The 15368-nt window shown below is 52.6% G+C and carries 12 protein-coding genes; 7 read left to right on the top strand and 5 right to left on the bottom strand.

Annotated features, from left to right (window positions below; genetic code table 11):
- Nucleotides 1–2: 2 nt before the first annotated feature.
- The 5 genes from prsR to LZ012_RS12240 form a co-directional block, all read right to left on the bottom strand.
- Nucleotides 3–1373 (bottom strand): PEP-CTERM-box response regulator transcription factor, encoded by a 1371-nt coding sequence (gene prsR / locus LZ012_RS12260; RefSeq protein ID WP_275711103.1) that lies wholly within the window; start codon nucleotides 1371–1373, stop codon nucleotides 3–5.
- Nucleotides 1370–3484, bottom strand: coding sequence for an XrtA/PEP-CTERM system histidine kinase PrsK (gene prsK / locus LZ012_RS12255; RefSeq protein ID WP_275711102.1), 2115 nt, complete (start codon nucleotides 3482–3484; stop codon nucleotides 1370–1372). The genes prsR and prsK overlap by 4 nt, the downstream gene beginning before the upstream one ends.
- A gap of 31 nt (nucleotides 3485–3515) precedes the next feature.
- Nucleotides 3516–4898, bottom strand: a complete 1383-nt coding sequence (locus LZ012_RS12250; RefSeq protein WP_275711101.1) for a TIGR03013 family XrtA/PEP-CTERM system glycosyltransferase — start codon at nucleotides 4896–4898, stop codon at nucleotides 3516–3518.
- A gap of 447 nt (nucleotides 4899–5345) precedes the next feature.
- Nucleotides 5346–6590: a pyridoxal-dependent decarboxylase, exosortase A system-associated gene (locus LZ012_RS12245; protein ID WP_420839517.1), complete on the bottom strand. Its 1245-nt coding sequence runs from the start codon at nucleotides 6588–6590 to the stop codon at nucleotides 5346–5348.
- A gap of 13 nt (nucleotides 6591–6603) precedes the next feature.
- Entirely contained in the window at nucleotides 6604–8214 is a 1611-nt protein-coding gene (locus LZ012_RS12240; protein ID WP_275711100.1) for an acyl-CoA ligase (AMP-forming), exosortase A system-associated, read from the bottom strand.
- Between the two features lie 114 nt (nucleotides 8215–8328).
- Between LZ012_RS12240 and LZ012_RS12235 the strand changes: the two genes are divergently transcribed.
- From LZ012_RS12235 to LZ012_RS12205, 7 genes are read left to right on the top strand one after another with little or no spacing between them, the layout of a single operon-like run.
- Nucleotides 8329–8580, top strand: a complete 252-nt coding sequence (locus LZ012_RS12235; protein ID WP_420839516.1) for an acyl carrier protein — start codon at nucleotides 8329–8331, stop codon at nucleotides 8578–8580.
- 11 nt (nucleotides 8581–8591) lie between these two features.
- The gene (locus LZ012_RS12230) at nucleotides 8592–9395 is read left to right on the top strand and encodes a hydrolase 2, exosortase A system-associated (protein WP_275711097.1); all 804 of its coding nucleotides are present in this window, start codon (nucleotides 8592–8594) and stop codon (nucleotides 9393–9395) included.
- On the top strand, nucleotides 9392–10255 hold the full coding sequence (locus tag LZ012_RS12225; RefSeq protein WP_275711096.1) for a hydrolase 1, exosortase A system-associated: 864 nt from the start codon (nucleotides 9392–9394) through the stop codon (nucleotides 10253–10255). Before LZ012_RS12230 ends, LZ012_RS12225 begins: the two co-directional genes overlap by 4 nt.
- On the top strand, nucleotides 10252–11433 hold the full coding sequence (locus LZ012_RS12220; protein ID WP_275711095.1) for a DegT/DnrJ/EryC1/StrS family aminotransferase: 1182 nt from the start codon (nucleotides 10252–10254) through the stop codon (nucleotides 11431–11433). The genes LZ012_RS12225 and LZ012_RS12220 overlap by 4 nt, the downstream gene beginning before the upstream one ends.
- Nucleotides 11388–13571, top strand: coding sequence for a GNAT family N-acetyltransferase (locus tag LZ012_RS12215; RefSeq protein WP_275711094.1), 2184 nt, complete (start codon nucleotides 11388–11390; stop codon nucleotides 13569–13571). The genes LZ012_RS12220 and LZ012_RS12215 overlap by 46 nt, the downstream gene beginning before the upstream one ends.
- 20 nt (nucleotides 13572–13591) lie before the next feature.
- Nucleotides 13592–14662 (top strand): acyltransferase family protein, encoded by a 1071-nt coding sequence (locus LZ012_RS12210; RefSeq protein WP_275711093.1) that lies wholly within the window; start codon nucleotides 13592–13594, stop codon nucleotides 14660–14662.
- The gene (locus tag LZ012_RS12205; protein ID WP_275711092.1) at nucleotides 14626–15363 is read left to right on the top strand and encodes a GDSL-type esterase/lipase family protein; all 738 of its coding nucleotides are present in this window, start codon (nucleotides 14626–14628) and stop codon (nucleotides 15361–15363) included. Before LZ012_RS12210 ends, LZ012_RS12205 begins: the two co-directional genes overlap by 37 nt.
- Nucleotides 15364–15368 lie beyond the last annotated feature (5 nt).

Below are 15368 nucleotides of genomic sequence, written 5' to 3'. Positions count from 1 at the left end.
TTTCAGGAATTTTGTGATTTCAAGCCGAGTCGATGCATCAGGTCGTAAAGTGTGGGGCGGCTAATACCGAGTATTTCGGCTGTTTTCATCAGATTATTATTAGCGCGACCAAGGGCTGTGACGATTGCATGGCGTTCTGCATCATCTCGCACTTTGCGCAAATCGATGAATTCAGTCTCTCCTTCGTCATTGCCACCAAGCCCGATGTCATCGCGGGTAATTCGTGATCCGTCTGCCATGATCACAGCACGTTTCAAGCAATTTTCCAATTCACGGACATTGCCAGGCCAGCGATGGTTTTCGATGGAACGGACCGCGTCCTCTCCCAGCGTCATACTGCCGCGCTTTTGTTCTTCAGCGAATTTATGAACAAAGGCATGTGCCAGCAGGGTGGCGTCGCCGGTGCGCTCACGTAGCGGCGGAATGGGTACAACGATCTCGGCTAGACGGTAATACAGGTCTTCGCGGAAACGACCATCGCTGATTTGGGATTTTAGATTCTGATGTGTCGCGCATACGATACGCACATCGACTGCAATTTCCTGACGTCCGCCAAGACGCTCGACAACACGTTCTTGAAGAAATCTCAGCAATTTGGCCTGCAGCGGCAGTGGTAAATCGCCAATTTCATCAAGCATCAGCGTGCCACCGTTCGCCGTTTCGATTTTCCCTGGGGTGGTTTTCGCGGCGCCAGTAAAGGCACCCTTTTCATATCCGAATAGCTCGCTTTCCAGCAGGTTTTCCGGGATGGCAGCGCAGTTGATAGCGACGAAGCGTTCCTTCACTCGCGGCGATGATTCATGCAATCCGCGAGCTAACAGTTCCTTGCCCGTGCCGCTCTCACCAAGCAGCAGGACCGTGGCGTTGCTGTTGGCTACTTTTTCGATAGTCCGACAGACGCGTTGCATATTGGCATCACGAGTCAGCAGACCGCTCAGTGCCGTCGGGTGCTGAACCGCTTGAAGGCGACGGTTTTCCTGCTGCAGATCGTGTAGCCGAAAGGCTCGGTCGATAGTCAGGGCGAGCAATTCGGGCTCGAATGGCTTGGCAAAAAAGTCATAGGCGCCCAGTGCTATGGCGCGAAGGGCATTAGCATGGTCGTTTTGACCCGTCAGGACGATCACCTTGGTATCCGGGGCAGCCGCTAAAATTTGTTCGAGTAGACGAAAGCCTTCTGACACTGAGTCGGCATCGGGTGGCAAACCTAAATCCATGGTTACTACCGGTGGAGCGTGGCGGTGGATTTGAGCCAAAGCACTTTCGCGATCAGCAGCTGTCAGTGTTTCAAACTGGTCGAAAGACCAACGCAGTTGCTTTTGCAATGCGAGGTCATCCTCAACAATGAGCAGGGGGCGGGGCCGTTCAGTAGTCACGCAACTTCTCTTTCTATGAGATCGGATTCAGTACGTATTACAAATAGCGGAAGGATTACTGTGATGCGGGTCCCTTTGCCCGGTTCGCTGTCTACAAGCATTTCTCCTCCCAATTCGCGAATGTATTGCGCACTTTCGTAGGCACCAATGCCCATTCCGGCTTCTTTTGTACTCTGGAAGGGTTTGAAAAGTCGGTCTCGGATAAATTCTTTCGACATCCCGTGCCCCGTATCCCCAACTTCTATCGCAGCCTTGTCGTTCCTGCGTTCAATATCAACCCATACAGGGCTATCCTGAGCTGATGCATCCAAGGCATTTTGGACTAGGTGTCCAAGTACTCTTTCCAGGCGCTCATCATGGCCACGGGCAATGAGACCTTCTTTAAGGTTAACCTGGATCGGACGTCCCTGATTCATCTTGTCCTTTTGTATGCGCTGAACGATGTCGGCAAGATTAACTCCGCACATGCCGCCAGGTGGCTTGGCGCCTTCGCGCAATTGAAGCATCAATTGGCGCATCCGTTCAACGGCATGGTCCACAGTCATCAACATGTCCTGCTGAAATTCTGGATTGTCACGATGACGTTCGGCATTCTTCAGCATTAATGCGAGCTGGGTTACGATATTCTTTAGATCGTGCACAACGAATGCTGACATTTTGTTGAACGCATCAAACTTGCGAACCTCAAGCAACGCTTCAGTGGCCTGCATCTTGGCAAGGAAGCTGGCGGCCTGACAGCCTGCAGTGCGCAGGAGATCATTTACTTCCCAGTTAACATTGATAGGCGTTCTGGAGCTTGCCAGGATGACGAACCCCTGCATTTCGTGGCTGACCATCAGAGGAACAATCAGCCAAGCATTTGGAAGGCCAGACAGCCAGTCCGGAATGTCCAGACCACTGTAGCGGCCCGGATAGCAACGGTATTCTTCAAGGTTTATAACCCAGCCGCTATCGAGCAGAAATTTGCATAGTTGGGAGTCTGAGTGCTCAAGCCCAGGGCTCTCAGGAAGATTCCAACGTGCCGTCTGACTATAGGTTTCTCTACCCGCCTCACGGAGCCATAGCGCACCAGCAGGACTTTCAACCATGTTCGCCAAACCTCGGATGACCTGCTCTCCCATTGATTGTGGAGAGTCTTGAGTGGTCAGGGTTTGCGTGAAACGAAGCCATTCTTCCCGATAGTCGTATCGATAGTGGAAGAAATGTTTTCCAACTAGAACCTTTATCTTCGCGCGCATCGAGCCTGATACGAGCAGAATGCACAACCCAAGCGTCGCCGCAAAAACAAGGGCCAGCTGCAATGCTCGGCCCCATTCACCACCGAAGTAGCGAACGTAGTAGCCAACGCCGGCCATAAATAATAGATAAACCCCTGAGGCAAGCAGGGTGATGGAGTGAAAAGCCGCTTTTTGAGAAATGCGGATTTTCGATGTCCAGTCTTTGCTGCGTTCGGTGGATAACATTAGCAAGGGGATCGTGGTGGCATGAACAAAACCACGGACGGTGATGGCGTCACCATCGAGATGATTGAACATCATTCCATCAGAAAATAGGTAGACGTCAAAGCCGAACTGGAACAACAAGGCCAGGCAAAGAGGCTTTATATTCCAACGTGAATCCTCGGCGACAGTACGAAATAACTGTTCGACAAGTATGAGTCCGGCGACTGCTTCGGCCAGACCTTGAAAAACCAGGGCGCGTTGCCAATCGTCAGATTTGAGCCAGTCACCGAGGAGGGCGATTTGTAGCACTAGGCCCGTGCCAATCAGTAGCCGGCACAAATGAGGAAGCCAAGGCGCTACTACGGGTTTGGTTTGATTTTCGCCAATTTGCGGCGACAGTATCGCCAATAAGAAGGAATACCAAACTCCGTAGCGACATACGTCCAGCAGTGATGAGGTAATTGTCGGCAAATATTTGCCACTCCGCATCGCAAACAAGGTAAAGACAGCCCAGAGCGCGGAAAGCATTGCTGCGATAACAATGCGCCGAGCTCGGGTGCTAGACCGCCAGTCTTTACCAAAAGAGAAAAAATGGCCTGTAAGGGTCACGTAGCCAAGGGCGGCAAGACCAAAGCTCCAGGTGATCAGTGAAGTGTCGGTGGCGTCCATGAGCTGGATCTGTTTTTAAGGGGCTCAAGTCTTATTGAGCACCTTTACCTGTAAGCACTACGCCAACGGTTTCGAAAAGAATGACGATGTCGAGGAATAGCGTATGGTTTTTGACGTAGTAAAGGTCGTACTGCAGCTTTTCGGCTGAGTCTTCAACGGTAGATCCATAGTGATAACGTACTTGCGCCCAACCTGTTACACCCGGTTTGACACTATGGCGGACAGCATAGAAAGGAATCTCCTTTGTCAGTTGATCGACGAAGAATGGGCGCTCAGGGCGGGGGCCAACCAAACTCATGTCACCTTTAAGAACACTGAACAGTTGTGGCAATTCGTCGATCCGGAGTTTTCTGATGATTTGGCCAATACGGGTGACACGACTGTCTTTTGCCTGGGCCCATATAGGTTTGCCATCCTTCTCCGCATCACGGCGCATGCTGCGAAATTTAATCACGTTGAACAAGCGACCACCCAAGCCAACGCGCTCCTGGCGGTAAAGGAGTGGAAAGCCATCTTCGACAACGATCAATACGCTAGCTATTGCCATTACAGGTAGAGCGAGGGCGATGAGGATGCTGGCGCAAACGATGTCAAACAGCCGCTTTACCAGGGTGCGAATAAAGCCCTGCCGAAATCCGTCCCCAAAAATGAGCCAGCCGGCATAGAGGGAATCAAGACGAATTTGTCCTAGCGTCTGCTCGAAATGGCTGGCGAGATCAAGAACCCGTATGCCTTGCAACTTGCAATCGAGTAATTCCCGCAACGGCATTGAGCCTCCGCGGCGTTCGCTGAGCGCTACCACAATCTCATCGACTTTCAGATTGCGGGCAGTATCGGTCAAGGGCTGAGCACGACTCAGGATCATGTGCGGCGTAACTTGAGGCTGATCTTCATTTGCGCCGGGATAAAAACCAATGATCTCGGCTGACGGATCAGAGTGTTCCAAGGCATGTTTTACAGCTATTGCTTGTAGGCCGGTTCCGAAAACCAAGATACGTCGCCGAAGAATATTGGCGGTGGGCGAATAAGCTGCGCTTACCCTGGTGACCAGCATGCCGAAGACAGCTGACATCGCAGAAAGCTGCATAAGGTCGCGGTTTACCGAGGTGATTGGTAATAAGGCATAAAGGCCATAAGCGACAGGAATGGCCAAGTATAAAGACAGCATTGCTCGGGCTCTCTTATCGACAAAAGAGCGTGTTGTTGTACGCTGGTAGAAACCGAGCAGGATATTGATTGCAAGCATCACTACGGCAAACAGTGCGGAAAAAATGAGAACCTGAGCAAGGTTCACGGGAAGCCCGCTGTTGATCCACATCAGGGTGATGAACAAGCTGACAATCAAAAAAGAAAAATCAAACAGCGCCCCTGCCACGCTTCGCCATGAGACCCAATGGTTAAACATCCTGATCATGATGATCGAACTCCATCCCGCTTTTTGAATAGCCCTTATTGCTAGGCAATGCCCATCGAATCACCTGTCTGCTTTGCTACTCTAGTGATTTTGGCATAGATTAAACAGGCACTATTTCACGTTGGCTACCAATCTCGAAAAAGTATTTTTGAGATCGGTGAAAACATCTTCTAATGGTGAAAAACACTGTAAATTATAGAAATAATTCGCTTTTTACTGCAAACTATTTAGGATGACGTCATGTGTTCGGTGGGCGGTCAGCCTCTTGCCAAGAATTGTGCGGTTCACTGTCTTCATACAAAACCATTGTTTCCACCTATGCTGCTATCGAAGTTTGGCACTTGTTTATTGCGAGCATAGGAAGTGAGCATAGGAAGTGTGTTGCTGAGACCGAACGTCGTTGGCTTGATAAAGTCCAGCATTAATTCGCGATCGCGATTATCTTGGCTAAACTAGTACTTCAACGACGTCAGGATGGCCAAGAAAACGCTGTGGGCTCGCGCTAGCACCATAAGCACCCGACTGGAAAATGACAACAAGATCCCCTTGAGTGGCTTGTGCCAGATGCATGCGGTCGGCTAGGATGTCCAGAGGGGTACATAGAGGACCAACGACGCTTGTCATTTCCGTGGTGTTGGCATTCATTTGAGTGCCAATTGCGACAGGGTAGTTTTTACGGATCACCTGTCCGAAGTTTCCTGATGCGGAGAGGTGGTGGTGTAGCCCGCCATCTACGATCAGGAAGATTTGGCCGCGCGAAATCTTGCGATCCACTACTCGGGTAACGTAAACGCCGGCCTCTCCAACAAGATAGCGTCCAAGTTCAATGACCAGTGATGCCTCCGGGAAATCGTCTTTGGCCCGTTCGACCAATCGACTCAGGTTCTTGCCGATTGGTGCCAGGTCCAATCGTTGTTCTCCGGGGAAATAGGGGATTCCGAATCCACCGCCTAGATTTAGAAATCGTACCGGCATTCGTATGGAAGACGATAGTTTAAGTGCCAGTTGATAGGACTTATCCTGCGCTTCACATATAGCTTCGGCTTTCAGATTCTGGGAACCGGCGAATAGATGGAAGCCCTCGAACATCAATTGTTGTTTGGCGATGCGTTCAAGCAATTCGGGAACGGCTTCAGCGTCAACACCAAATTGTTTCGGGCCGCCCCCCATTTTCATGCCGGAACCCTTTAGCTCAAAATCGGGGTTGACTCGGACTGCAACGCGGGCCGGCAAGGCCAATTCTCGCGAAATTTCGGCGAGGGCGTCGACTTCTCGAAATGATTCAATATTAATCAAGATACCCGATGCCACTGCTTGGCGAAGTTCAGAGTGCCGTTTCCCTGGGCCGGCAAAGCTAATTTCCTGTGGCGATGTGCCTGCGTCAAGGGCAACCTTGAGTTCACCAGCAGATGCAACATCGATACCATCGACTAGCCCAGCCATGAAAGCAACAAGCGCGGGCATTGGGTTGGCCTTCATGGCGTAGTGCAGCTTCACATTTTTTGGTAGTACAGCACGTAGATCGCCAACCCGCGACCGAATCAGTTTGCGATCATAGGCATAGTAGGGAGTTTGTCCGACTCGTTCGGTGAGCTGCGAAATCGGCATGCCACCGATTAGCAGTTGATCTCCGTCATTGGAAAACTGCGCCATGGCAGCATGGATGGGCGTTGCATTATTGTGGATCGTCATCGATGGTCCTGGGCTAGCTGCTAGTGTTCTGGTTTTTTTGTTCGATCCAGGCAGTTGCCAGGGTCTTTCTATCAATTTTGCCATTGGGGTTGCGTGGCAATGGGCCTTCATGCACCTCAATTCCCGCTGGCACCATATACGCAGGCATTTTTGCGCGGCACTCCACAAGTAATGTCGCGACATCAAGAGAGGCATCTGCTGGAGGGGTGGCAATCACTTGAATGGCTTGGCCAAGACGGTCGTCATCAACGCCGAAGGCTACACATTCGCCGACCAGTTTAGTTGCATAGAGGATCTCCTCGACTTCGGTTGGGCTGACGCGATAACCTGAGGTCTTAATCATTTCATCTCGGCGGCCGATAAAGTACATATAGCCTTCTTCGTCCATCCGCACTGTGTCACCAGAAAATACGGCAATTTCCGGCAAAACCAATCCTGCTTCTCGCCCAGGGGCGTGTATCGGTAACGGCTTATAACGCTCTGCAGTTTTTTCCTGATCGTTCCAGTAGCCCATTCCAACCAGCGCACCCCGGTGGACAAGTTCTCCCGGTTCGTTTGGTCCGCAAGGAGTCCCGTCTTCTCGCAAAACCAGGATCTCGGCATTCGGAATTGCCTTGCCGATCGAGTCTGGACGACGGTCAACTTCCTCTGGAGGAAGAAATGTTGACCGGAATGCTTCAGTTAATCCATACATCAGAAAGGGTTGTGTTTTGGGCAAATAGTGACGCAATGCGTTGAGCGTCTCGCGCGGCATTCTGCCGCCAGTATTGGCAAAATACCGAAGATGATTGGTAATTGATTCCGGCCATTCCAATTGAGTTAACTGGATGTAGAGCGGTGGTACTGCCGTCAGGCCAGTAACTTTCTCTCGCTCGATTGTCTTGAGCACGTCACGCGGCAGCAGGTAGTTGAGCAGAACAACGCGGGCGCCAACGTGGAATGCGGTGGTCAATTGGCTGAAGCCCGCATCGAATGAAAGTGGGAGGGCGGCCAGTAGTGTGTCGGTTGAGTGGTTTTTCAGATAACTAGAAACGCTCTTTGCACCTGCGACCATGTTCCGGTGAGAGAGCACCACGCCTTTGGGTTTCCCTGTGCTGCCCGAAGTGTAGAGGATGCCGAGCATGTCGGTATCGATCACACGATGCCCAGAAACTGGTGGAGCTCGAAGGAGGTCGGGCCAGCGCGATAATGTCAGTCCGGGAAGCGGCACTGTCTCGTCTATTGAGTCCAGGACTACGATATGGCGCAGATCATGGCAATCCGGCAGCGTATCGTTGAGTAATGCCAGCCGTTCCGGCGAGGTGACCAGCACTCTGACAGTGCAATCGCGTAGGATATACCCGACCTGCTCGGGCTTGAGCAGCGGGTTTAGCGGGACGAAGACTCCTCCCGCAGCAGGTGCCCCAAAACTTGCGATGACCGTCTCGAAACGTTTCTCAAGGTAGATGGCGACACGCTCACCCCGCGCTAGTCCCAAGCTGATCAAGCCGCTGGCGAATCCTTCGACAGCTTTCTGTAGTTCGCCATAACTTAGGGAGTATTTTCCGTACGTTACGGCAACTGAAGATTCGCTGCGTTCTGCCGAGCGCGAAATGAGTTCGTGTAAAAGTGTGGAGTCTCTCATGGGTAACAAGCTTGTCATGGAATGGCTTATGACGACGTGGAGTATCTCACAGTCATGGGGGCATTCTCCGCCTATAATTCGGCAACCCGAATCTGCCGCTGAAGGAGCATGGTTTTGAATATCCAGAAAGAAGTGTTGTCCCTACTGGACGAAATACTCAGTTTGAACGGTCGTTCTGCCGCATTTACCAGAGATACCCCACTGCTGGGCGCAATTCCGGAGTTGGATTCGATGGCGGTAGTGGCACTGATCACGGGATTTGAAGAAAGATTCGGTTTTTCCGTCGACGATGATGATATTGAGGGAAGCACGTTCGCTAGTGTCGGATCGCTGATCGATTTCGTCGAGAGAAAGGTGGCTGGCTGAAAGACAGACACTTGTATCCTTTCTTCCTGCAAGGCGAAAGCGGGCAGCGGTTCTGTATTTTTCATGCACCAGAATCCAGGCCGCTTGGCGCTGTTCTCTATTTTCACCCCTTCGCTGAGGAGATGAACAAGTCGCGGCGGATGGCGGCGCTTCAGGCAAGATCGCTGTCGAAAGCGGGGTATGCCGTCCTGCAAATCGACTTGAGCGGTTGTGGCGACAGCGATGGTGATTTTGCCGACGCGACGTGGGAAGCGTGGCTGAACGATGGGATGCTGGGCTATCGCTGGCTGAGACAGCAAACAGACGCACCGCTTTATCTATGGGGCCTGCGCTCCGGTTGTCTGCTGGCCGCGAGTTTTTCCGAGCGATTGCAGGAAAAGGCTAATTTTGTTTTCTGGCAGCCGGTGGTTGGCGGCAAGCAACATTGGCAGCAGTTCATGCGTTTGAAACTGGCTGGCGAGATTGCTACTGGCGGTGGTAAGGAAATCACAGAGACCATGAAGCGGAGTCTGGAGTCCGGGCAAAACGTGGAAATCGCCGGTTATACAGTATCTCCGCAGCTTGTTGACGGGTTGCGGAAGGCTGAGTTGATGCCGAAAGGTCCGGTAGGGAAGGTAATCTGGCTGGAGGTTTCGTCGCGTGAGGAGGCTTCGCTGGCGCCAGCGTCGCTACCCTTTATCGAGCAGTGGAAAGCGGCCGGAGCCGCCGTCGACGCGCTGGTTGTACCCGGTCCGGCATTCTGGCAAACCGCAGAGATAGAGGATGCTCCAACCTTGATCGACGCAACGCAGGCATCGATCGGACTTGCCGCATGAAAGTCGTGGACGATGCTTTCGTATTTCGCTGTGGCGGCGAATCCTTGCTTGCCATGGTCTGTGCGCCTGAGGTATCACAAAAAATCGGTGTCTTGATCGTTGTTGGTGGCCCTCAATACCGCGTGGGTAGCCATCGGCAGTTTTTGCTACTGGCCCGTAGTTTGGCCGCTGCGGGCTATCCTGCTATGCGCTTCGACTTTCGAGGAATGGGCGACAGCACAGGCGAACTCCGAAATTTTGAACAAGTCGGGGAGGATATCGAGATGGCAATCGACGCCTTCATCGCCCGGTATCCGCACATTCGAAAGATCGTTCTATGGGGGCTTTGTGATGCCGCCTCGGCCAGCCTGATGTACCGATATCAGCATGGCGATGATCGTCTGGCAGGGTTTTGCCTATTAAACCCGTGGGTGCGCTCCGAGGTGACGCTGGCGAGAACCCAGATCAAGCACTATTACAGAAAGCGCCTACTGGAGCTGGCGTTCTGGAAAAAGCTCTTGTCCGGACAATTGGTTATCGTTGGTGCACTGAAAGGCTTAATGGATAGCCTGCTGTCGCTGCGCAAGAAAAGTGATAAATCTGCTCAAGGGCGAATCCCCAGTTTTCAGGAGCAGATGGGATTGGTGCTTGCGTCAGAGGGGAGTCCCATCCTGCTTATTTTGAGCGGCGACGACTACACCGCCAAGGAGTTTAGTGAATACGCCAAGGCTTCCGTTACCATGTCGTCGGCTTTGATGCGTCCCAACGTAACGCAGTGTCATGTGGCAGAAGCCAACCATACTTTTGCAAGTGTGGAGTGGCGGCGAGTAGTCGAAATGGAGACCATCGCTTGGCTCCAGAAAATGGAGGTGCCTGCATGACTTGGCTATCGGAGTCAGGTTACCGGGTGTTCAATCCGCAACGTTTTCAATTTCCGTCGCCGCAAGTGCCGATACTCCCTACTCGACTGGATATTGGTAGTGGAGATTTCGGTCAGGGCGAATACACGCCGGTTACAGATTCGAAAAACTACCAATTTTTTAGTTGGGGACGCTACGCCCTTCTTGAGGCATTTCGCCTATCAAACGTCGGTCCGGGTGGTTACGTGCTCATACCGGCTTATCATTGCCGAACGATGCTGGACCCGGCGCTGTCGTTGCAAAGCGAAATCCGTTTGTACCCACTGAATGCGGAACTGAGCCCGGATATTCCGGCGATTGAGGCCCTGATTCTCGAGAGCAAACTTCCGATACGAGCACTCCTTGCCACCCACTATTTCGGCTTTCCTCAATCATTGGATCGATTGAAGGCGTTGTGCAACAAGCATGAAATTGTGTTGATCGAGGATTGCTCGCATGCCTTCATTCGCTCGCGCGTTGACATGAAGACGGGGGCCCTAGGCACCTTTGTCGTTGCCAGCCCCTACAAGTTCTGTCCGACCATGGACGGGGGGGTGTTGATTGGGAATGGGGTCGAGTTAACGCGAGAGCTGATTGGCAGAGGACTGTTTGATGAGGTTTCGTCGGCAGTCCGTTTGCTAACGCGAGCACGAGTAAGGAAACATGCACTGTTAGGCACGAAGTCGCCGCTGGCGGAAATTATCGAGAAAGATGGCGACCATTCATGGGAGGATGGGCGGGGCATCTCTTCAGCGTATGATCCAGCGTCGACTTCGCTACGTGGATACAGGCTTTCTCACTGGATAGTTCGGCATTCGAGTGCCGACCGTATAGCGCGTCAGCGCCGCGAAAATTTCTCGAAATGGCTTGCTGGTGTGGACGCGTTGCCTGGATGCAGGCCTTTGTATTCGGACTTGCCGGATGGCGTGGTGCCTTATATGTTTCCTTTGTATCTGGACAGACCGCTCCCTGACTTCTATGGCCTGAAAAACCAGGGTCTTCCGATATGGCGATGGGATAGCATGGGGATTTCGGGCTGTGCCATTGCTACGGATTATCGTTTGCACTTGCTCCATCTGCCATGCCACCAGGATATCGGGGGCCAGGAAATAACATGGATGTTGGAAACGCTGGAACAAGTCCTAAAACGCCTGAGATGAACGCACATGTTTGGCAATCGTTGTCACTGAATAATCAACTCGGCGAGCACGGAGTTGCCTGGGATGCATGTAACCAGCGATTGTTTCGCGGACATCTCCTGTTTGATAGCCGATTTGTCGGGAACCTCCTAAAACACTTTGGGCAGGGTAACGAGAGACTTATGCAGCAGAAAAATGCTGCTGGCGAGTTGGAAATGTGCCTTCTCCGGCCAGCGGCGTGGGGGCGTTGGGAGACCTTCTTTCCATCGCAAGCCCAGATTTCTCCTGTCATGGTCGGTTCGCGTGAATCTTTAGGAAGTATTTTCGACGCCCTTTCTGGGATACCACTGCAAATCGATTTTCTTGGTCAGGATATTACATATTCCAATGTAGTGGATGGCCTAGCGCCCCGGAACCAGGCAATTAGTCATACGACGACAATCAGTATCGATTTGTCGGGGACTTTCGAGGAATATTGGAATAGCCGCCCGAAAAACCTTGCCAAGAACATCCGTCGCTACAAGAATCGTCTGGCGCAAGGCGATTGCGGTGCCATTCTGGTACAGATAGACACACCGGGCGAGATGGCCGCTGCAGTTACACGCTATGGGCAACTTGAGGCGGATAGCTGGAAAGGTCTCGAAGGTACGGCCGTATTGCCAGACAATCTGCAGGGACGGTTTTATACCGATGTTCTGACGGATTTTGCGCGCACCGGAAACGCAATCGTTTACGAGTTGTGGATCAACGAACGCCTGGCAGCTTCGCGTCTGGTCATTCTTGATGATCGGATGTTCATCATCCTCAAGACTGCCTACAACAAGGAAATGGCCCAGTTCGCTCCGGGCAGGTTACTGCTGTATGAAGTGATTGCCGATGCGTACCGGAGGATTCCAGGTGGCATCCTGGAGTTCTACACAAACGCGACGGCAGACCAGCATGACTGGGCTACCCATAGTCGAACGATCGTCCATCAAACAATCTACCGGAATGGCGCACTTTCCATAGTTCGCCAGCTTGCCAAGCTTGCTTATCGGTCGGCCGTGGTGGATGAACAGGATCATGCGGAGAGAGACGTCGCTCGTTTTGAATATCCGAGTATTGATCTGCCCGAGGCGGTTGTGGCTCTTTTCTCGTCAGCGGAGAAGCATGCATTCGATTTGGGCCAGCCCTGGTTTGCCAATCTCGCGGCCACGGTTTCTGTGGATGGTTATACACCAACGTGTTACGTCGGCAGCGTAGATGGCAGGCCTCGTGCGGCTCTGCCAATGCTGCTACCGGACAGTCATGGCGGGAAAAGTGCCAAGGGATTCGAAACATATTACACAACCCTCTTCCAGCCCGTTTTGATCGAAGGTGCTCGTGTCAGGGATTTGCGCCAGATAATCGACCGCTTGCGTACTGACTGCCCGGCGCTATCCGAGTTGCGCTTTGCACCGCTTAATCCTTCCGACCCGGCCAGCATCATCCTGCGAAACGCTTTGCAGGCTGCGGGATGGGTAACGTTTGGCTACTTCTGCTTTGGAAACTGGTACTTGCCTGTGAAAGGCAACTATCAGGATTATTTTGAGTCTCGCAAGCCGAAGATGCGAAATACCATTCGTCGTCTCGGCAAGAAACTGATCGCCGATGGGGGTGCGTTGGAGGTCATTGTCGCCAGTGATCGTCTGGAGGATGGCATCGCGGCCTACAACGCCGTTTATTCGGCAAGCTGGAAAGTGGCCGAGCCGCATGAGGCGTTCGTGCCCGGACTTGTGCGGATGCTGGCTGCTACGGGGCGTCTCCGGTTGGGGGTCGCCTGGCTCGGCGGCAAGCCGATTGCTGCACAAATCTGGGTGGTGAATCATGGCAAGGCCGGTATTTACAAGGTTGGGTATGACGAGGCGCATGCCGCGTATTCCCCAGGCACGTTGCTGACGGCTCATCTGATGGAACATGTGATTGACCGGGATGGTGTCAGCGAGGTCGATTACTACATCGGAGATGATCCATACAAGCAGACTTGGATGACCCATCGGCGTGAGCGCTGGGGGATTGTTGCCTACAATCCGAAGACGCTATACGGGCTATGGCGCCTAACTCGGGAAGTAGGAGCACGGGTCATCAAATCCTTGGCGAACCGTTTCCGCTCCAAGACGCCTGAGGGGGCTGTGGCATGACGGCTGGTGGGAGCAGGGAGGTGCGCGCCGATCAGGAAGTGGTTGTCGGGCAATCATCCACTCCGACCGTACGGCCACGTCTCGACGGACTTGACGCACTGCGTGGCATTGCTGCCATGGCAGTCGTGCTCTTTCACTTCACCACCCAATTCGACAAATTGTTCGGGCATGAATCGCCGCCGCTGTTGTCGTTTCCGCTGGGGCACTACGGTGTCAATCTATTCTTCATCATCAGCGGATTTGTAATCTTCATGACCATTGAGCGTTCCAAGGCGCCCATGGATTTCGTGGTAAGCCGATTCAGCAGGCTATACCCGGCCTACTGGGTTGCGATCGCGTTAACTTTTACGATTACTCACTGGCTTGGTCTTCCTGGCCATTTGGCCGATTTCAGGACGGCCTTGCTGAATGGATTGATGTTTCATGGGATGGCTTTTCGTATACCTCATGTGGACGGCGTGTATTGGACACTGGAGGTGGAGCTCCTGTTTTATGCCGGCATGTTCGTGCTGATGATGACATCGCGCTTGCGCTATGTGCATGGCGTTCTATTTGCCTTGCTGGCGATTCGCGTTATCTATTTCGTTGCGTTGCAATTTTTCGGTATCTCGCTCCCTTGGATCATCTACCGTTATTTGATCATCGGCCAGATCGCGTGGTTTGCCATCGGCATGGCTATTTACCGAGTTACTTTTCACTCCAAAGAAAAGAACTCTTGGCTTGATTGGTCGGCGGCAAGTGCTGCCGTCAGTGTGCTCGCGATCGTCGAATCGCCTGGAATCGCTGGTATGGCAATAGTTTTTGGCGGTTTGGTGTGGGGGGCGGCAAACGGTAGGCTCAGGCTATTGGCCAACCCCTTTATCGTTTGGCTAGGGGCCATTTCTTATACGCTATATCTCCTGCATGAAAATATTGGCTGGAGCGTTATTCTTTCTCTACGTGAGGCTGGGATTGGCGTAAACATCTCCATTCTTCTGGCAATCGCAGTGAGCTTGATATTGGCCTCGCTGGCGACATATTGTGTCGAGAGGCCTGCAATGTCGAAGATACGGGTATGGTACCGGCAAGCAAAAGCACGCGCCGCTGGCTAATCCTTTCATTGGCGCTGAATGCGGCATTGATATGCGGCGCTGCTGCAATCGTGATCTACAAAGGTGGCTGGCATTGGTTAGCGGGGTTCTCCAGGTCCGCACAGCCAGAGCGTTTTTCACAGACAGCTATCTATCGGGGGCGTGTGGATGCATTCCAGAAAACGCCTGAACATACCGGCGGCTGGGTGTTCCTTGGCGATTCACTCACTGATTATGCGCTGACACAGGAACTGTTCGGCCCGCAAGCATTAAATAGAGGGATTGCAGGCGATCGTGTCTCGGACATGGCCAAGCGAGCTTCAGAAGTATCGCGCCACGCTCCGTCAGCTGTTGTTCTCTGGGGAGGCACCAACGACCTACTGGCTGGCTTGGGATGTGACGAGGTAGTACAGCAAACGCTCAATCTTGCCAAGACATTGAAAAGTGCATCACCTCAAGCGCACTTGATCGTGCTAGGCCCACCGCCTGTAGGAAATCGGCTTGCGGACAACCCCCACGGTTTCCAGGCAAATATCGAGTGTGTGAATCGAAATCTGAGCCAACGTATTTCTGAGGTCAATGCGGAGTTCGGTAATCCAGCGATAGTGTTAGCGGATAGGTCAGGAGCGCTAAATGCCGCCTATGGCTTTGATGGTATTCACCTCAATGGTGAGGGCTACCGTGCGTGGTCTGACTGGCTGCTTCCCATGCTATCGCGTTAGGCTCC

The organism is Dechloromonas hankyongensis (assembly GCF_022012295.1).
Lineage (GTDB): Bacteria > Pseudomonadota > Gammaproteobacteria > Burkholderiales > Rhodocyclaceae > Azonexus > Azonexus hankyongensis.
The sequence above is the reverse complement of the archived record's forward strand: the minus strand, read 5'-3'. Positions and strand labels throughout refer to the sequence as shown.